Annotated in this window: 15 protein-coding genes; 10 read left to right on the top strand and 5 right to left on the bottom strand. The window is 51.2% G+C overall.

All coding sequences use genetic code 11. The annotated features are described in order from the left end of the window. Positions 1 to 37 precede the first annotated feature (37 nt). Complete coding sequence (locus NBH13_RS02490; protein WP_250778790.1) at positions 38 to 2,680, top strand: ABC transporter permease; 2,643 nt, start codon at positions 38 to 40, stop codon at positions 2,678 to 2,680. 95 nt (positions 2,681 to 2,775) lie between these two features. Here the strand turns inward: NBH13_RS02490 and NBH13_RS02485 are convergent, their stop codons facing one another. Together NBH13_RS02485 and NBH13_RS02480 are read right to left on the bottom strand one after the other, a co-directional pair. Continuing rightward, complete coding sequence (locus NBH13_RS02485) at positions 2,776 to 3,522, bottom strand: response regulator (RefSeq protein ID WP_099570739.1); 747 nt, start codon at positions 3,520 to 3,522, stop codon at positions 2,776 to 2,778. 76 nt (positions 3,523 to 3,598) lie between these two features. After that, positions 3,599 to 6,208: a sensor histidine kinase gene (locus NBH13_RS02480; protein ID WP_250778788.1), complete on the bottom strand. Its 2,610-nt coding sequence runs from the start codon at positions 6,206 to 6,208 to the stop codon at positions 3,599 to 3,601. A 177-nt stretch (positions 6,209 to 6,385) separates the two neighbouring features. On the opposite strand from NBH13_RS02480, the gene NBH13_RS02475 reads away from it, so the two are divergent. From NBH13_RS02475 to NBH13_RS02460, 4 genes are all read left to right on the top strand, one after another. Continuing rightward, a complete protein-coding gene (locus NBH13_RS02475; RefSeq protein ID WP_250778786.1) occupies positions 6,386 to 7,729 on the top strand; it encodes an alpha/beta fold hydrolase in 1,344 nt (447 codons plus the stop codon). Positions 7,730 to 7,803: 74 nt separating this feature from the next. Beyond that, positions 7,804 to 8,604, top strand: coding sequence for a pyrroline-5-carboxylate reductase (gene proC / locus NBH13_RS02470; protein ID WP_250778785.1), 801 nt, complete (start codon positions 7,804 to 7,806; stop codon positions 8,602 to 8,604). Positions 8,605 to 8,621: 17 nt separating this feature from the next. Next, positions 8,622 to 9,719 carry a redox-regulated ATPase YchF gene (ychF, locus tag NBH13_RS02465; RefSeq protein WP_060662136.1) on the top strand — a complete coding sequence of 366 codons (1,098 nt, stop codon included), beginning with the start codon at positions 8,622 to 8,624 and terminating at the stop codon, positions 9,717 to 9,719. Between the two features lie 1,117 nt (positions 9,720 to 10,836). Continuing rightward, the gene (locus tag NBH13_RS02460) at positions 10,837 to 11,109 is read left to right on the top strand and encodes a hypothetical protein (protein ID WP_250778783.1); all 273 of its coding nucleotides are present in this window, start codon (positions 10,837 to 10,839) and stop codon (positions 11,107 to 11,109) included. A gap of 272 nt (positions 11,110 to 11,381) precedes the next feature. Here NBH13_RS02460 and NBH13_RS02455 read toward each other — a convergent pair whose 3' ends face one another. Next, on the bottom strand, positions 11,382 to 11,819 hold the full coding sequence (locus NBH13_RS02455) for a hypothetical protein (RefSeq protein ID WP_250778781.1): 438 nt from the start codon (positions 11,817 to 11,819) through the stop codon (positions 11,382 to 11,384). Between the two features lie 262 nt (positions 11,820 to 12,081). Here NBH13_RS02455 and NBH13_RS02450 point away from each other — a divergent pair, with 262 nt between their 5' ends. Together NBH13_RS02450 and NBH13_RS02445 are read left to right on the top strand one after the other, a co-directional pair. Next, positions 12,082 to 12,675, top strand: a complete 594-nt coding sequence (locus NBH13_RS02450; protein ID WP_284702943.1) for a recombinase family protein — start codon at positions 12,082 to 12,084, stop codon at positions 12,673 to 12,675. After that, on the top strand, positions 12,672 to 12,929 hold the full coding sequence (locus NBH13_RS02445) for a hypothetical protein (protein ID WP_242079551.1): 258 nt from the start codon (positions 12,672 to 12,674) through the stop codon (positions 12,927 to 12,929). The genes NBH13_RS02450 and NBH13_RS02445 overlap by 4 nt, the downstream gene beginning before the upstream one ends. Positions 12,930 to 13,275: 346 nt before the next feature. On the opposite strand, the gene NBH13_RS02440 is transcribed toward NBH13_RS02445, so the two are convergent. Both NBH13_RS02440 and NBH13_RS02435 read right to left on the bottom strand, forming a co-directional pair. Then, positions 13,276 to 14,763 carry a tyrosine-type recombinase/integrase gene (locus NBH13_RS02440; RefSeq protein ID WP_250778777.1) on the bottom strand — a complete coding sequence of 496 codons (1,488 nt, stop codon included), beginning with the start codon at positions 14,761 to 14,763 and terminating at the stop codon, positions 13,276 to 13,278. Between the two features lie 108 nt (positions 14,764 to 14,871). Next, complete coding sequence (locus NBH13_RS02435; protein WP_025221493.1) at positions 14,872 to 15,237, bottom strand: YccF domain-containing protein; 366 nt, start codon at positions 15,235 to 15,237, stop codon at positions 14,872 to 14,874. Between the two features lie 187 nt (positions 15,238 to 15,424). Between NBH13_RS02435 and NBH13_RS08720 the strand changes: the two genes are divergently transcribed. From NBH13_RS08720 to NBH13_RS02425, 3 genes are all read left to right on the top strand, one after another. Further along, entirely contained in the window at positions 15,425 to 15,610 is a 186-nt protein-coding gene (locus NBH13_RS08720; RefSeq protein WP_033501981.1) for a hypothetical protein, read from the top strand. Positions 15,611 to 15,840: 230 nt separating this feature from the next. Then, the gene (locus tag NBH13_RS02430; protein ID WP_099595404.1) at positions 15,841 to 17,892 is read left to right on the top strand and encodes an MDR family MFS transporter; all 2,052 of its coding nucleotides are present in this window, start codon (positions 15,841 to 15,843) and stop codon (positions 17,890 to 17,892) included. A gap of 424 nt (positions 17,893 to 18,316) precedes the next feature. Then, entirely contained in the window at positions 18,317 to 18,484 is a 168-nt protein-coding gene (locus NBH13_RS02425) for a hypothetical protein (RefSeq protein WP_250778775.1), read from the top strand. Positions 18,485 to 18,536 lie beyond the last annotated feature (52 nt).

The following is an 18,536-nucleotide window of genomic DNA, read 5'->3' as shown; positions in this document are numbered from 1 at the left end:
ACTGTAGAAGCATTCGAAGAAGGGAACAGAATCCACCATGTGGTCCATCACTTTGAAACTCATGCGAAAAACCAAGCGCATGCTCATACCCGCAGGCATCGCCATCATGATCGGCACGGCGTTCATCGCCAGCACCTTCCTGTTCGGCAATGCCATGAACGACTCCCTGACACGGCAGCTGACCGCCATGTTCGGAAACGCCAACTATGCGGTGAGTATCAACAGCTCCGACCTGAGCGATAAGGAACTCAACGAGGCGTATTCCAGCACTGTCGGCGACTTTCATCTCGACCAGATCGCCGGCATCGAAGGGGTTGGCGGCGTCCGTGCCTCGGTGGAAACCGGCGTCAGCGTTTCCAAGGGAGACAGCAACGTCAGCGGCGAGATCATTTCCACCGCGGCACAGAAGAACATGCTCCCCGTGAATATCACGGAAGGGGACCAGCCGAAGGATTCCAACGAAGTCGCGCTGCCGGAAGACATGGCGAAACAGTTGAACGTCGGCGTTGGAGACACTGTAAGCCTGACCTCCCGATATGCGGTAGGCGACGATGGCAAAGCCAAGGCGGACAACGTGCGCGTGGTAGGACTCACATCCGATCCGAACGGCGCCTACTCATACTATGGTGGTGCGATCGTAGGATCCAACAATCTGCTTGCCGCAATGCAGGGAGTGGACGATTTCAACGCCACCGGAACAACAATGGTGTATCTCGACCTTGCCTTGGATGGAAACAGCGTATCCGCAAAAACCATCAACGGTGTGAAAGCGTTGCTGCCAAAGCATTTCGATCTGATGTCACGACAGCAAATCAGTGACGAAAGCATCAAATCCTTAAGCGGCAACCAAACCAACATCGTCACCACATTCCTTATGTGCTTCGGCGTGCTTGCCATGTTCGTGGCGGCTCTGGTGATCGCCAACACGTTCCAAGTGCTCGTGGCGCAACGCCGCCGCACACTCGCCTTGCTACGCACCATCGGCGCAAAGAAAGGCCAACTGTATGGTTCCGTGCTGTTCGAAGCGGTGGTGCTCGGCTTCGTCGCATCCGTGCTTGGCGTGGTGCTTGGAAGCCTGCTCATGTGGGGCATGTGCGTCAGCGACATCATGCAGGCGGGTATGCGGTTCAACTTCTCCTGGCAAGCCGCCGTCGTACCGATTCTCTTCGGCATTGTGGTGACGGTGCTTGCATCCATGGGATCCGCACGTTCCGCCACCGCGGTAACGCCATTGGAGGCATTGCGTCCGATTGAACTGACCGACAACCGTCGTTCCAGCCTTACGCGAGCCATAATCGGTATTCTGATGGTGGTGGTCGGTATCGCCATGGCCATATTCTCCATCGGGCAGGTGCAGGCCACCAACGGCGGCGAGGATGCGAGCGGCGATCAATTCACGATGATTCTGCTCATAGCCATCGCCGGTGCCGCACTGGTGTTCCTCGGCATGGTGGTCACCGCGGTATTCTGGATGCCTACCCTCATGAAGGGCGTTGGAGCGTTGGCCTCGCTGACAGGTCCTTCCGCAACAATTGCACACGCCAACATTCAGAAGAATCCGCGACGCATCGCAGCAACCGGTGCCGCTCTGCTCATCGGTGTCACCTTGGTCTCCACCATCGCAACCGGTGCCGCTAGCGCCAAAGAGACTATGAATGGTGCGCTCGCCACCCGTTATAGCGTCGACATCGTGGCCATGGGCGATGACATCAGCCAGCAAATGGTCAAGGATGTATCTGACATCAACGGCGTGTCCGACACGTTGTATGCACCGGCGGTTTCCGTGACCTTGGAGAAAGCGGATGGAACCCAGCCTACGTCCGCATTGCTGGTCGGCGTGAAAAACATCGATCAGGTCAAGCAGGTCATGCGTGCCAACTTGGGTAACGCCTCCATCGACAGTGATAGCGTGCTCATGCCAACATACAATGCGCAAACCGGCAAGGAGCTGCAGTTCGCCAATGGCACGGCTGATTTCTCCACTGAATGGAACCAGAACGGCGACGCTACGCGTTCGCTGACATTGCAAGCCAACCAAGCCGACTACCGTCGTGTATCCGCGCAATATGGAGCTGTCGGATTCGTGGATGAAAGCCATTTCACCAATGGTGACCTTGATGCCGCCACCCATGTGTTGCTGGTCAAGGCAGACACTGACAAGTCGGGAGTTTCCGTTGACGACATCTACAACGACATGCAGGCCGCATTGGAGAAGAGCACTGATGCGACAGTGACCGGACCGATCGCCGAACGCATCGTATGGGCGAACATGATTGACTCCATGATGATGCTTCTGGTGGGGTTGATCGCCGTGGCCGTGCTCATCGCACTTGTCGGCGTAGCCAACACGCTGTCGCTGTCAGTGATTGAACGCACCCGAGAATCCGCCACACTGCGTGCCATCGGCATGACTCGAGGCCAGTTGCGACGCTCCCTCGCGGTGGAAGCCCTGCTCATCTCGCTGGTATCCGGCATCTCGGGCGTACTACTTGGCACACTGTTCGGCTGGCTGGGCGCATACGTGGTGTTCAGCATGTACGGCAAAGTGGTGTTCCCGTTCGAATGGGGCATTAATGGCATCGTACTCGCCGTGGCAGCCATGGCAGCACTGCTCGCCAGCGTATTCCCCGCACGCAGGGCAGTGAGCACGCCTCCTGTTGAGGCGCTCGCCGAAGCCTAAGCTTCATAACAAACACAACGAGAAGGACTCCTACCATAAACATGGTAGGAGTCCTTTTTCGCATATCATGCATACGCAAAACAACAACAAACCAATCAGACCAAATGGTTTTCATAGGCGAACACCACCGCCTGCACACGGTCACGCGCATTGATTTTCGACAGAATGTGCGCCACATGCGTTTTCACCGTCGGCAGACTGATGAAAAGCTTGTCGGCAATCTCCTGATTCGACAATCCATGCGCGATCTCAATAAGCACTTCGCGCTCGCGATCGGTCAGTTCATCTAATTCCGGATCGGTGTACGTCGAATCAAAAGTGGAAGCAGCAGCGGAATTTCCATGTGCGCCAACATTCGCAGCCATGAAATCGCCTTCCATCATTTTCTCGATAAGACGTTTCGTGGCGGACGGTGCGATAATCGCATTACCTTGAAAAACCGTGCGAATCGAATTCAGCAACGTTTCCGGTTCCGTATCCTTCAACAGAAAACCGGAAGCTCCGGCAGTGATCGCAGCCATAACATATTCATCCAAATCGAATGTCGTCAGAATGATCACTTTGGTGTGAGTGACTTCTGATTGCGTTCCATCGGCAGCAAAGCGATGCTGCAACGCACTGATCTGCCGGGTCGCCTCGATACCATCCATGCCGGGCATGCGCACGTCCATCAACACCACGTCAGGATGCAGCGTTTCCGCCAACGCCACAGCTTCCGCGCCATCACGAGCCTGCGCCGCAACCGCCATATCAGGTTGGGAGCCGATCACCATGGCAAAACCGGCGCGTACCAATTCCTGATCATCGGCTATGACCACACGAATCTTCTGTTCTTCACTCATACTCTCCACCTTATCGGCATTGTTCCGCTCACAGTGCGAAACAAACCCTTAAATCTCCCTGAAAAACTTGAATCGGCTATCGAGACACGCGCTGCAGCTGCTCCTCCAATGGTGCTGCGGGCCTCAACTGCAGTTCGCTCGCACTACCGGCATGAGCGTCATCGCTGAAACCAGTCTCACGAAGCACGCCAAGCAATTCGCGCATACGCTTAAGCGCGGCGCGCCCCTGCTCGCCAATGGCTTTGAATGCTGTGGAAATCTCGTCGGCGGTAGACTCTTTGCCTTGTGCTTCGGCGCTATCCAGCATGCGGATACCATCGACGGCTTGACTAATCACGCTGTTCAACGTGGCGGTGACTTCAGCCTGAATGCTGGCACTGATACGGTCACGTTCCATATTCGCCGCGAGAATACGCTGCTTCTCCTGCTCGGCCACCAGTGCCTCTTCGCGAGCCTGCAATACCAGTGCGTTTGAATCACTGGAACGCGCCCAACGTGCCCACGCCATGATGCCGGCGCACAGCATCAGCACTGCAACCGTATACATGACGCCGGTAAAGAATGCTGCACTACTACTTGACGTGGCTGAAACCGGTTTTGTTAAGCCCACGGAAGCGGCGATGGCGCCGAACAAGGTAGTGTATCCGTGTTGATCAGCTGCGATTTTCAAGCCCATCAGAGCTGAACAGGTGACAGCGGCAAGACCGGTCCAACGCCATGCGTGTTCACGCCCATACAATACGGCTGAATACAGCGCACACAGTGACGCTACGATATGTCCAACCTCAATCAATCCCAAAAATACCAATTGCACAACCGACAATACGAACACAATAAGCGCGCAAGTCTCGGGGAACCTGCGTCGAAGAGCCAGTGCCAGCAAGCAGCATGCGGCGATCGCATGAGAGAGCTGCGCATCGCGTGAACTATCAAAAAAGAATGTAATCGACATGCGATTCAGCAGCATGACCAATACCACGGCACCAACGGAATCCATGAGCACATAATGGTGCTGCGTCCACGCGGAAACACGTTCCACCCAATTCAGCCCTCGCGAATTGGATGTATTTGCAAGTTCTACGGATTTCAGTTTCAACGATGTGAGCAAATCATGCAGATTGGGTGCGGTGATGCGCAAGTGTTGCAGGGCGTTCGAACGATGGTCGCGGTTGGTTGGTTGGTTGGTTTCCTGCGTCTGTTCCGATGGTTGATCTGGGATTCGCGCCGATATGTTGACGGCTGTGTGAGATGCGATTGCTTCGTCGGATAATTTCGCTTTGCTGGATATGGCAGTTGTGTTGCAAGATTCGGACTGTTCCGAGGCATACTGTTCGCCGGTTTCGTCTGTCGCTGGCTCTTTACCGCCGTAAGGCAGGGTGGCCATAACTTCGAAGCCTCCGCCGAGTTGAGGGCCAGCCTGCAATGAGCCTCCGGCCGATTCGATGCGTTCCTTCATGCCCAACAGGCCGTAACCTGGCGTATGCCCGTCGATATTGGCCGCCGCGCCACGACCATTGTCGGTGACGGTCAAAGTGAGTAAACCGTTGTTCCATGACTCTTTAATATGCACATCGACGTGCGGCCCCGCATACTTGCGGATATTCGTCAGCGCCTCCTGCACTACATGGTAGGAAGCTATCGAGGCTTGTTCACCGAGTTGTTCTGGGCTGGCGGTGCCGGTGATATTCCATCGGATTCGAATGTCGGGGGAGACGTTTCGCGCTTGTTCCACAAGATTGCCTATATCGTTATAATCGGCGTGCGGTGAACCCCCGAATACTCCCAGAAGACGTTGCATGTCATGCAGTGCGCGTTCCGATTCGTGTCGAATCGTCTCCATGGTGTTTCTAGCCACCGCGGGATCATGCGTGCCTGCATAGCGGCCGCCATCAGACTGCACGATGATGATTGATAGGGTGTGCGCCACCACATCGTGCATGTCACGTGCGATGCGTGCTCGTTCCGCCAACGCGGCGATATCGCGTTCGTCCTGGTCTCGCGCGGCGATTGCCTCATTGCGTTCCCGCATCATGCGAACGGTTGCCAGACGGGCACGCTGCCAGAACGCTACAATGACGGTGGAAATGATACATACTTCGAAAATCGGCGTCAGCACCAGCATGTATTGCGCCACCATGTCGGCGACTTCCGACATGGATGTTCCTGTGTAGATGGAGCCGAGAGTGACTTCCGTGACCATTGCGCCATTTGGATTTGAGCCATTCCAACTGCTCCACGTATGCACTTTGCCACCGGTGAGCAGCGGCCCATTGGTCATGGTCCATGCCATCAACGCCGAAGCCAGAAGACCGATGGCCAACGCCAAAATAATGAAGGCTTTCGTGTTTTTGGGATTGCCGTAGACGATCACCGAATACAGCATGAACAATGCCAGAATATCGGCGCCCAATATGCAAGGGCCGAATATGAGATGCGTCAAGGCCAATGCCACACAGAGCAACGCTCCGGTCTGTGGCCGCCATCGACGGATCAGCAGCGGGATCAGCATTGCCGCTTCCCACGCCATCTGTATGGAAGGATTAAGGTCAAACAGCAATCCCGGATTATAGGTGATGCTGCCGGTCACGCCGAACAGCAGAACACCTATAACAAGCGTGAGGATGAGATCGCCTGCGAAGACATGACCATGCATCCACGACAGGAAACGCTGCTTGAAATTCGACATACGCTCCACCCTAGCGCCAGATATGCTGTGACGCCATCGTGCGCAGGAATGAAATAACGGTAAGATAAAGCCGCTTTTGTGAGGTAAGGTTGTCTCCGCATGTGGGTGAGATGGAATCCATCAAGAAGTCACTACCCGCATTGAATATGCCGATGACGCCAAAGGAAAGGTGAATGCATGACGTTGCTGAGCGAATACTACGTGCCCGGATTGCATATTGAGGATCGTTCCATCAAGGTGCCGTTGGATTGGGCGGGTCACGAGCCCGGTCATGGGTTCGATGGCGAATCGATCAGCCTGTTCTACCGTGTGGTCACCGCTCCCGAACATGTGCATGACGACCTGCCGTTGCTCGTGTTCCTGCAGGGTGGTCCCGGTGGTTCCGGTCCGCGTCCGCTCGGCCCAAGTTCCGATGGTTGGATCGAGGAAGCGATCAAGCATTTCCGCGTGGTGTTGCCGGATCAACGTGGTACGGGGCGTTCGTCTCGTGTCGACACGCATGTGATTGAGGGCATGGACGGCGACGGCAAGGCCGGTGCCGCGTTTTTGAAGCGTTTCCTCGCTGATTCGATCGTTCGTGATTTCGAGCATCTGCGTCGCACCGAATTCGGGGGCGCACGTTGGGTCACGCTTGGTCAAAGCTATGGCGGATTCCTGACGTTGACGTATCTTTCGCTGTTCCCGCAAGGAGTTATCGCCAGTTTCACCACGGGCGGCATTCCTCATGTTCCCGCCGATGCGACCGACGTGTACCGTCATACGTTCCCGCGCATGGCGGCAAAGACGAAGCAGTTCTACGAGCGTTACCCGATCGATATCGAACGTGTCGTGGCCGTCGCCGACATTCTGCAATCGCGCAAGGTCATATTGCCGAACGGCGATCCGCTCACGGTGGAACGCTTCCAATGCTTGGGATCCGATTTCGGTATGAAGCCAAGTTTCGAACGCGTGCATTGGATTCTTGACCAGGCATTCCTTGACGGCGACGGTTCGGCCTCGACCTCGGCGGAACTGTCTGACGAATTCCTATCTTCCGTGATGGAGGCGACCTCGTCTCGCCCACTGTATTGGCCGTTGCAGGAGTTCATCTACGCCAACGGCGAGCTGAAAACGCCGATTTGCTGGGCCGCCCAGCGCGTGCGCGGCGAGCATCCGGAATTCGCGGGTGACATTCGTCCGCTTAATTTCACCGGCGAGGCCATGTTCCCGTGGATGTTCGAGCAGGAACGTGCGTTGCGTCCGTTCAAACCAGCCATGGACGTGCTTATGGAAGACACGCATTTCGGCACGATCTACGATGCCGACCAGTTGGCGCGTAACGAGGTGCCGTTGCAGGCCGCCGTCTATTTCGACGACATGTACGTCGACTCCGGTCTGCAATTTGATACGCTGTCCCGTGTGGGACGATCGCACTATTGGACCACCAACGAATTCGAGCACGACGGTGTACATGGTTCCGTGGTGTTCAAGCACCTGTTCGACGAGGCGTTGAACAGGGGAGACCTGGAAGAACTGTTCTGACATTCCCGAAATTCTCCGAAACCATCGCATCCAAAACAATTACGTCCATTAGAAAAGACGACAAGGAGGACACCATGTCCAATCCAACCATCGGATTCATCGGATACGGCAACATGGCGCAGGCGATCGCCGAAGGCTTGGTTAATGCCGGCACAATCAGCGGCAACGACATTGTGGCTTGTGCGGCACACTATGACAAGCTGGAATGTAACGCCGCCAAACTTGGTGTGAAAGCGGTGCATACCGCTGCACAAGTGGCCGAAGCCGCCGACGTGGTCGTTATCGCCATCAAACCGTATCAGATTGAAGCGGTGATTTCACCGATTGTTGATAAGCTGGCGCAGCCAAACACCATCGTCGTGTCCATTGCGGCAGGCTGGGATCTGAACAAATTCCGCGACCTGTTCGGAACGTCTTTCGAACAGGCACACATCCAATGCACCATTCCGAACACGCCGATGGCTGTCGGCAAAGGCGTGCTGGTCACGGAAATCGACAACACGCTCACGCAGGAACAGACGGAAACCTTCGAAAGCCTGTTTTCGTCAATCAGCCTGATTGAACGCGTGGACACCGCACGCATGGGCATCGGCATGTGCATCGCCGGCTGCGCGCCGGCCTTCACCGACATGTACATCGAAGCATTGGGCGATGCCGGTGTGAAATATGGATTGCAGCGTGCTGCCGCGTATCGTATGGCCGCCAAAATGGTGGAAGGCGTGGGCGCGCTCTATTTGGCCAACGAAACGCATCCGGGTGCCATGAAAGACGCTGTCTGCTCTCCAGGAGGCACCACCATCAAGGGTGTCGCATCGTTGGAGGAAAGCGCGTTCCGCGGTGCCGTGATCAAAGCGGTCGACGCCATCGAAGCCTAATACTAAGCTAGGGAACCATGTCTCTTACTATCGGAATCGTCGGACTGCCGAACGTCGGCAAGTCCACCATGTTCAACGCATTGACCCGTAACAACGTGCTGGCGGAAAACTATCCGTTCGCCACTATCGAGCCGAATACCGGCATTGTGCCGTTGCCGGATGACCGCCTGCCGGTGCTCGCCAAGCTCGTGCACACGGAGAAGATCGTGCCGGCCACCGTCACGTTCGTCGACATCGCAGGCATCGTCAAAGGTGCTTCGGAAGGCGAAGGCCTGGGCAACAAGTTCCTCGCCAACATTCGCGAAGCCGATGCGATCTGCGAGGTCGTGCGTGCCTTCGAAGACGATGATATCGTGCACGTCAACGGCAAGGTCGATCCGTCCGACGACATTGAAACCATCAACACTGAGCTGATCCTCGCCGATCTGCAGACCATCGAGAACGCGCTGCCGAAGCTGGAGAAGGATCTGCGCGGCAAGAAAATCGAACCGGCCTACATGGAAGCCGTCAAGCAGGCGAAGACCATTCTCGAAGCCGGCGAAACCATTGATAAGGCGGCTCGCGAAGGCCGTTTCGACAAGGATTCCGTCTATGATCTGCACTTGATGAGCGCCAAGCCGTTCATCTACGTGTTCAACGTGGACGATGCCGAACTGCAGAACAAAGACATGCAGGCCAAGCTCGCCGCATCCGTGGCTCCGGCTCCGGCCATCTTCCTCAACGCGCAGTTCGAAGCCGATCTGACCGAACTTGATGAGGCGGACGCGCGCGAAATGCTCGCCGACGCCGGTCTTGAGGAGTCCGGCCTGGATCAGTTGGCGAGAGTTGGCTACGATACGCTTGGCCTTTCCACCTTCCTCACCGCAGGCGAGAAAGAAGTGCGCGCATGGCAGATTCACAAGGGCTATACCGCTCCGCAGGCTGCCGGCGTGATTCACACGGACTTCGAAAAGGGCTTCATCAAGGCCGATATCGTCTCCTACGACGATTTCGTGGCTGCCGAAGGCTCCATGGTCAAGATCAAGGAGGAAGGCAAGCTACGTCAGGAAGGCCGCGACTACGTGATGCAGGACGGCGATATCGTCGAATTCAAATTCAATGTGAGCAAGCATTAGTTTTCAATGGTTTGAACCATGTACATGTAATAGCCACCATTAACAGCCACCATGGTTTCAGCATTATGGAATATTCACAATATTTTCACATTTCATAGTGTATGGAACCATGGTTCAAATGGAATGGTTCAGCGGATTGTGTCATACATGCCTCAAAAACGCGTTTAAACGGCATTCTAACGGCTTTTCATATGAAATACGATGAAGTATTCATGTTCATGCTGAAACCGCGTTAAAACCGCCTTAGAATGATTCTATTTGTTATTCAATGGTTTCAAACGCTGGTTTGATAGATAATAAGCATTGAAACCGTGAATCATCGGATTCCATAACAGTGAGTATGGTTCATGATTTCAAGTTGATAACATAGATAAAGATAAAAATGAACCGCGTCGGATTACGCATAAGTTGTTAATCCAATCATGAGATGAATCCGGCGATTGTTTTCAGGTAATCGTGAACCGCAATGAGATTGAAATCACGGATTGATTGGATGGATGGCATTCATTGGAATGAGCGCTTTCATACAGCATTTCAATGAAATGTAAGTCAGGTTAACATGAACCGCAATGAGATTGAAATCATGAGAATCAGGCTGTCATGCGCCGTCAATGAGATTGAAAATCATGTGTATGAAATAAGTGAACTAAGAACTTAAAAACCTGTTAAAATATTGGGAATCGTTTTCAATGTAATGGTTCAAACATTGGTAGGCAATAAGCATACAGGTGAGGTTTCAAATAGCATTAACGCGGCAGTGATACAACGCGAATAATGTGAAATCTTGTTCTAATGTTGGGGATTGTAGGTAGCAATAATGGCAAGAGCCAGGAAAACGATAGGAGTAGCGTCCGGCGGAGCCTACACAGTGTATCACCGTATGCCCTTATAGACCGGATTCTTTCAAAAAAATCCCGAGGGTAGGGATTCTTATACTTAAATATAGATAGAATAGTGGTCCACCTGACGGCGGCGTTTTTAAAAAATGAAACCATGATATTTAAACATTGTCATTAATATATTGCGGCGTGCCGGTATAAGGAACAAACCGGCGCGCCGTTTCCTTTTGATAGATGTATTCATGAATATATTCTATTAAATAAAAGGATTATGGATTATGATTATTTTAAGTATTGTTTATTCAGCGGATTTGGCTGATTTAAGCGCAGTATGGAACAGCATGGTTCAGAAATGGATAAGTCCTATTGTTATCATGGTAATGGGCGCACTATCATTAAAGTTCCTGTTGAACAGGCAATGGAGTCAGTTCATTAACTTCCTATCCATTGGAATCGGCGTTGCTGTTGTTGTTTATATTGCTCCGGTGATGTTCAATGAAAATAGTGATTTGATTAATAGCGCCAGTGATACGGCGAAAATGATTAATTGAAACGAATATGATTGGATTGTTTGATATTTGATATATATAATATGAATCCAATCCATATCCAATAATGAAACCGGTGAGAATACAAATCACCGGTTTCATTGTATTTGAATGAATATATATAATATTGAAGATCCGTGAAAATCGATGCCGTCCACAGAGCTGAATATTACGCGTTCTGTGGACGGCATATTTTATTGAAACCATGAAAAACCGCGTTTATGACTCATGATACACGAAATGTTGAAAATCGCTGTCAGAATCGAAATGAGCGTTCAGTCAAATAGTGATTGTTTATAGTTATTCATTTCATTTTCAATTGTTGTTTTAAGCCATGAATCATGGTATTTAATAGTGCTACAACGAACATTATAAACAGGGTTTTTTATGTTCATTGTTTTTGTTATAATCGCACCGTCAACACCAATGCGTAAACCGTAAGGATCATTTGTATTATCGTCAGCGTTAATGTATATGAAACCGCGTTTCCAACTTTGATTGTAGTCATAATCAATGATTACATTTTTATATGTATGTATTTCATGTTTAATATTGTTTGAAACACCAATGAAAAATGCTGTTCGGATTTGTTCGCTACATTCATTGAATGTTTTTAATCGTTCAAATTGTGTTTCACCGAAAATATTCCAGTCAGGTTCACATTTCAGGGTTTCAATTATATATTCTGGTGGCATTTCATTAACATCACTCATTGTATTAATCCTATTGTTATTGTGTTCTATTTCAATGTTATCATTCATTCCATTCATCATGGAAATATCCACCGTTCAAAAGTTATAATAAGATGAACGGTTTGAATACCATCTATCAATATTTAAAAAACCTGAAAAATACTGGATTTTCATTTTCCATTTCAATGGCGGAAATGCGGATTCTCAAATGATATGGCTTTTGAACACAGTTTGATAGATAGATAGTGAAAACATACATTCTATTGAAAGGATTAATAATAAAATGTTATATGGTTATATAAGGGTTTCAACTGGAACGCAGGCAATACACGGCTATTCATTGGATGAGCAGAAACAGGCTTTAATGAATGCTGGTGTGGAAGAAAACCGTATCTTTGAGGACGCGGGCAAAACCGGAACAAACTTTAATCGTGATGGTTGGATTAATCTGTCGAAAGCAGTCCGTGAGGGCGACACGATTGTTTGTTATTCCATGGATAGGCTTGGACGCAACTTCAATGAGATTGTTTTAAATATGAATGTATTGGAAAAGAACGGTATTAACATACGCACTATTCGTGAGAATGTTAACACGGAAACCGCAGCAGGAAGAATGGTTGCGCAGATTTTCAGTGCCGTGGCGGAAATGGAACATGCTCTTATTTTGGAACGCACGGCGGCAGGCAGAGAGGCGGCGCAGAAGTCCGGCAAGGTATGTAATCGGCCGAAAACATACACGATGAGAAAAGCAAGGAAAGCATTGGAATACCGTGAACAAGGATGGACTATTGATGACATAGCAGTGCGTTTGAAAACCTCACACGCGGGTGTCTATCGCATGATGGCGGACGCGAAAAAGGAACGCGAGAACGCATGATAACTATGGTGAAAATAATGGTTGATGGTAATACAATGAGAAAAGCACGCCGTGTTAAGGCATGGTTTAATATTAAGAATATGGATAATGCTATCACGCTGGTTGAATATTATCCTGATTATGATTATGATGATTTCAATGTATTATTTGAACAGTATGACGCATGGAATATTGATGATTGTATTAATAAAATCCTGTGTCCGAATCCGGGACTTACGAAAATCTCAATCCGCAATCCGAAAAATATTCCATAATAACTAAAAATCATATTCAACATCACTATTGATGTCAACACATGGTGATGTTTAAAAAATCCCATGGTTCCACTTTAAATATGGAACCATTTTTTTAATCCGGTTTGAACGGCGCATACAAAAACCAACAATAAATACATTACATTAAACAAATCACACGCGTTTCACACATGAAACAAGTTCATGTGTTCACATGTGTTCATATGTTGTGTTCCAAGAACGCGCTACCACTCGCCACACACATTTCATAGTATTTATCAGGTTCTGTGGTTATGATTGTTCGCGCGCGTTTGAAAGTTCGCGGCGGCGCTTTTTTGTGCTTATTTTATTTTTTTCTTTTTTATTTTTATTTTTTGTTTTCATTGTCTATTTTCATGGTTTCATCAACTATGTTGTTCATTGTTTGAACAGCAGTATCACGCGTGAATCGTTCAATGGTCTCGCGTTTCATGGTTGCTGTTATATGCGTGTAATGTTGCGTCATTTGAGCGCTCATGTGTCCCAGTATCGTTTGCGCCATTGAAAGCGGAATGCCGTCATATGCCATTAATGACGCGGTGATGTGTCGTGTGGTATGTGGTTTCAAATAGTTGTCATCGGTGAGTTTGGTATTCCATATTTCATTGAAATAATCGCGTTGTATTCTATGCCATATCCAGTTGAAATATGAGTATGTCATAACATGTTTGTTCTTTATGAATATGACATGTTCATTGTTAATAATCGTTCCATCGCGCCATACTGGTGTTAAAACAGTATTATCCAGTGTTTGAATATGGTTTATTAACAGCGTGTAGTAATCTAATGGTAATGGTATTGTTCGTGTTTTATATGTATCCGCGCGTCCTTTTGTTCCTGCTTTTAATGTATTGTTATTAACCAGTGTTTTATTAATAGTCAGTGTCATGTTTGCGTCTGAAATCTGTTCACGCGTGATTGCTAATATTTCTCCTATTCTTAATCCGAGTGTCATGAGTTTGATGATTGGATACATATGTTGATACTTTTCATTCTTTTCAACATAACGCAGTATTCCACGAAAATCATTAACATACTGTTCAATGTTAATATTGTTTTTTATTTCAGTTTTATTCTCATAATGCGGTTTTAATAATGCTGGTTTAACCTTAATATAATCGCGTTTCAACGCATAGTTTAATACCGCATTAATCAATGATGAATAGTGAAATGCGGTTGACTGAGGTAATGTTTTATCCAGTATTATCCGTTCTATGGTTTCACGGGAAACTGTTTTAACCGGTAGTTTTTCAATGGTTTTAAAACCGTTGTTCCATTCATGAACTCGTTGTGTGTATGTTTTTTCACCTAAGTTTGCTTGTTCAAGGTATTCATTGAATACCATTTTTAATGAGGGGTTATTCTTATTCACGCGTGGTTTATTCACGCGGCGTGCCGGTTTTATTATTCCATCCACGCCGATTTCTGCGACGCGTTTTAAATGTTTATTGTTTAAATCCGCGCGTGTGTATGCGTAAACATAACGCCATTTTCCATCCTGTTTCCATTTCATACAGTATTGTTCATGCCCGTTATGAACGGTTTTGAATGTTGAAGCCATGCTATGAGCATAACATGTAGCCACCAAAAGTAGCCACCATTTCATGTATGCTACCCCATGAAAACCATTGGAAATACTGGAATGATGGAGTTCAAATTCAACGTCTCCAAAAAGTAAGTGTTTCTCTGGCTCCCCTCTTTGAGGGGAGCTGTCGCTACAAGCGACTGAGGAGCGGCACGGATAAGGCCTGAGAAGTCGTCTTCTCAGGCCTTTGTCATGACATTGTTCTGCAAGGACTGGCTGCTGCGGCAGCATAATGTGTGTTTTATTATTCGGCCTTGGCGGCTTGCTGGTCAATCCAATTGTTAACGTCGGTGACCGCCTCGTCAGGGGTTGCTTTGGCGGCTTTGTAGTATTTGGAATCTACAGGTTGACGATTTCCGCGCCGAACGGCCAGAGTGCGAGCTTGGCCATCTTGAACGATTGCAGTCCGAACGGAATACCGATAATGGTGATGCAGTTGAGTACGCCGGCTCCCAGATAGCCGAGCGCCATCCACCAGCCGACCAGCACCACCCACAGGATGTTGGCCAAGGCAGAGCCGACTCCGCCGCCGTATTGCACGGTTTTGCCAAACGGCGTCAGGGTGAGTCCCGCCATCTTGAACGCTTGAATGCCGAGCGGGATGCCGATGATGGAGATGCACAGAATCAGTCCCACCAATGCCCATCCGATTGCGATGGCCAATCCACCAAGAATGATCCACAGGATATTGCCGAGAACTCGCATGATTAGTCCCTTTCCGATTCCGGTCGATGCCTCGCATGTTCAGCTTCACTATTTTGCCAGACATCATGACGGAAACACGAGACGCAACCCTTAGTTCGCCCCTGATTCATCCCCGGACCGTTATTCGGGCGTAGCGTATGCGTAAGCCCAATCCTCTTGTGAAGATTTTGTGTATTGTTGAGCATGCGTGGGTTTCACCGTCTATTTGAATGATGATAGGCTTCTCGATACCTGCCGTACGAAAACCCATCAAGGAGATGCCATGAACCTGTATCGCTACGCGATGTTCATCGCACGCGCCTGCCGTGGGTCGTTCATCGGCAATGTTCTGTTTGCCAATCCACAAATGGCCCTATTCTCGATGCTGGTGTAGCGGGGACACGCCTTATGCCGGGATGTACCGATGGCCCATCCGCAGTCGACGTCGCATGAATCGCTCACCATAGCCATCAACTTACGCAAAGCCGCGAATCGTTTGCCGTATATGAATGCGGAACGGATGGCGGCTTTTCCTTTACCCCGGACTCATCGGTGTCCTCGCGTCTTGACACAAGCATGGGGCCGGATCGCCCACACATGCCGTTACCAACAGAAGGAAATGCTGTGACCTCACAGAAAACCGCGGAACTCGGGTCCGCCGCCAGTTCCGTAAAGCCTATTGATCCGCACACCCGATTCATCGTCGTGGGTGTGATCGTCGTCGGCTCGTTCATCGCGCTGCTCAATCAGACCGTCATGTCACCGGCCTTGCCGGCACTGATGCGTGATTTCAATATCACCACCGGCACCGTGCAGTGGGTGACCAGCGTCTACATGCTGGCCTCGGGCATCATGGTGCCGATTTCAGGCTATCTGATTGATAAATTCTCCACCCGAAAGCTCTTCGCCGGAGCTCTTGCCACTTTCATGGTCGGCACACTGCTGTGTGCCGTCGCGCCGAATTTCATGCTGTTGCTCGTCGGACGCATACTGCAATCCGTCGGCTCCGGCGTGCTGTTGCCATTGGTCGCCGTAGTGCCGATGCTCGTCTATCCGCCGGATAAGCGCGGCACCGCCATGGGCATGGCCGGTATCGTCATGGCCGCCGGCCCGGCTATCGGCCCGGTTGTCGGTGGTCTGGTGATTGACAGTTTCGGATGGCGCCCGATGTTCATTGGCATCGCAGTCGTGGCACTGGTCATCCTTGTCGGAGGCACGATGATGCTCAAGAACGTCAGCGAGTTGAAGAACCCAAAGCTCAACATCCTGTCCGTGGTCCTTTCGACCATCGCGTTCGGTGGCCTGCTCTATGGCTTCTCGTCCGCTTCCACGATGGGATGGGCCAGTCCGGTCGTCATTACCTCAATCGTCGTTGGTCTTGTGGCCTTCGTCGCATTCGTATACAAGCAAGTCAAGCTCGATGAACCATTGTTGCGCGTTGACACCCTTGCCACCCGCAACTTCCGCAACTCCGCGATTCTGGTCACTCTGATCAACGCCGCAGTCGCCGCAACCAACGTGACGTTGCCTATCTTCATCCAGAATGTGCTCGGCCAATCCGCCACCGTCACCGGCATGGTCATGCTGCCTGCCGCGGCGGTCGGCATCATCCTGAGTCCGGTCGCCGGTGCCGCATTCGACAAATTCGGCCCGCGCGGCGTGGGTATCGGTGGCCTTGCGCTCATGACCATCTCTCTTGGTCTTCTCGGTACCATCAGCACCAGGACATCAGTGCTGTTTGTCGCCGTGCTCTGCGCATTGCAGGCATCCGGTCAGGCTATCGCCAACATGCCGATCAACACTTGGGGCATCAACGCTTTGCCGAACGACATGATCGCCCATGGCAACGCCATCGCCAACACCGGCCGTCAGATCGCGGCAGCCATTGCGACCTCGCTTCTGGTCACCGCAGAAACATCCGTGACCGCCTCGCACATGTCCCAGGGTGTGAAGTCCGCCACGGCCAGCGGCATCGCGTTCTCCTACCTGCTGTGCGCCGCCATCTCGCTGGTCGCCCTGATCATCTGCATCTTCACCGTCACCAGCCGTGCCAAGGAGAAGGCCGCACGCAACGCCAAGGCCTACGAGGCGCAAGCCTCCGCCGAAGTCGCGGCTGAAACCACTGAAGGCCAGCCCGCCGAGCATCACTACGCCGGCGCATACGTGGCCCCCGCCGCCTCCCTGTTCAAGCAGGCCCAGGAACAGTCCATCGGCGGGATCATGGACGATCAGCCCTACAGCTGCCTGGACAGCGATGACATCACGCATGTGGTGCGCGAGTTCATCCGCCTCAACGTCTCCAGCCTTCCCGTGGTGAACGGCGAGGGCAGGCTCGTCGGCTTCGTCAGCGACGGCGATGTCATGAAATCGATTGCCACCTATGAATCCCGTACGGTTTCCACCGGCACCGGTTCGACGATGGTGGTGTTCGACGACGAAACCGTGGCCTCCAAGGTGCAGGCACTCTCCGGCAAGAAGGTGATGGACATCGCCACGCGTAAGGTCGTTGCCGCCACGCCCGACCAGCATGTTGGAGAGGTGGCCCGAATCCTCGCCAAGAAGCAGTTCAAGAAACTGCCGGTGGTGGATGGTGATGGCAGGCTCGTCGGTGTGATCCGCCGTAAGTCCGTGATGGAACATGCCTTCGACGCGCTGTTCCCAAAGGATGATCGGTGATTAGGCGCCATCATCGCTGAATAGAATGAATGGAATATGAGGCTTCCCTTCTCGCGGGGGAAGCCTCATTGCTTTGTCCGCGGAGTCTTACGGCACCTGCGCAAGGGCAACGTCACGTCTTCATGATATACTATTGAATAGTGTGTTCCTCTCGTTGCATGGTGACGCTAACGCATGGCGTCACGATACTGAAGCCTGCCATCTAACGGCGGGTACGGCTCGTTGCTGGAGTCGTGCACGCATACGCGCGTCGGCGTGCGTATGCCGTGATGTGACCTTTGTAGTGGAATTGAAGAATTGAGGGGCTTCTGCTGTTTTCGTGGGTTAGGTTCTTGGTTGTGGTAGGTGTATGTCGAGTCCGCCGCAGCGGAGCATGACGAGCGCGATGAGGCTGCTGACGTGGTGGAAGCCATAGGTCATGCGGATGGTGACCTTGATGCGGCTGTGGGGCTTCATCCGTGGAGCCAGCGTGATCATCATTTCGACGATCACGGCGCTGTGGCTGTTGCAAGGCATTCCCGTGGTCGCCGGCACAGGCGGATTCACGCACGTCGACGATGTGCATGATTCCGTGTATGGTATGCCGACCTGACCCCGCTTCGTTGGTGTGCGTGGGATGTCCATTCAGGTTTTTCCCATCTTCG

This window comes from Bifidobacterium intestinale (assembly GCF_023656765.1).
Lineage (GTDB): Bacteria > Actinomycetota > Actinomycetes > Actinomycetales > Bifidobacteriaceae > Bifidobacterium > Bifidobacterium hominis.
Note: the sequence above shows the minus strand (reverse complement) of the source record. Positions and strands in the feature narration are given on the sequence as shown.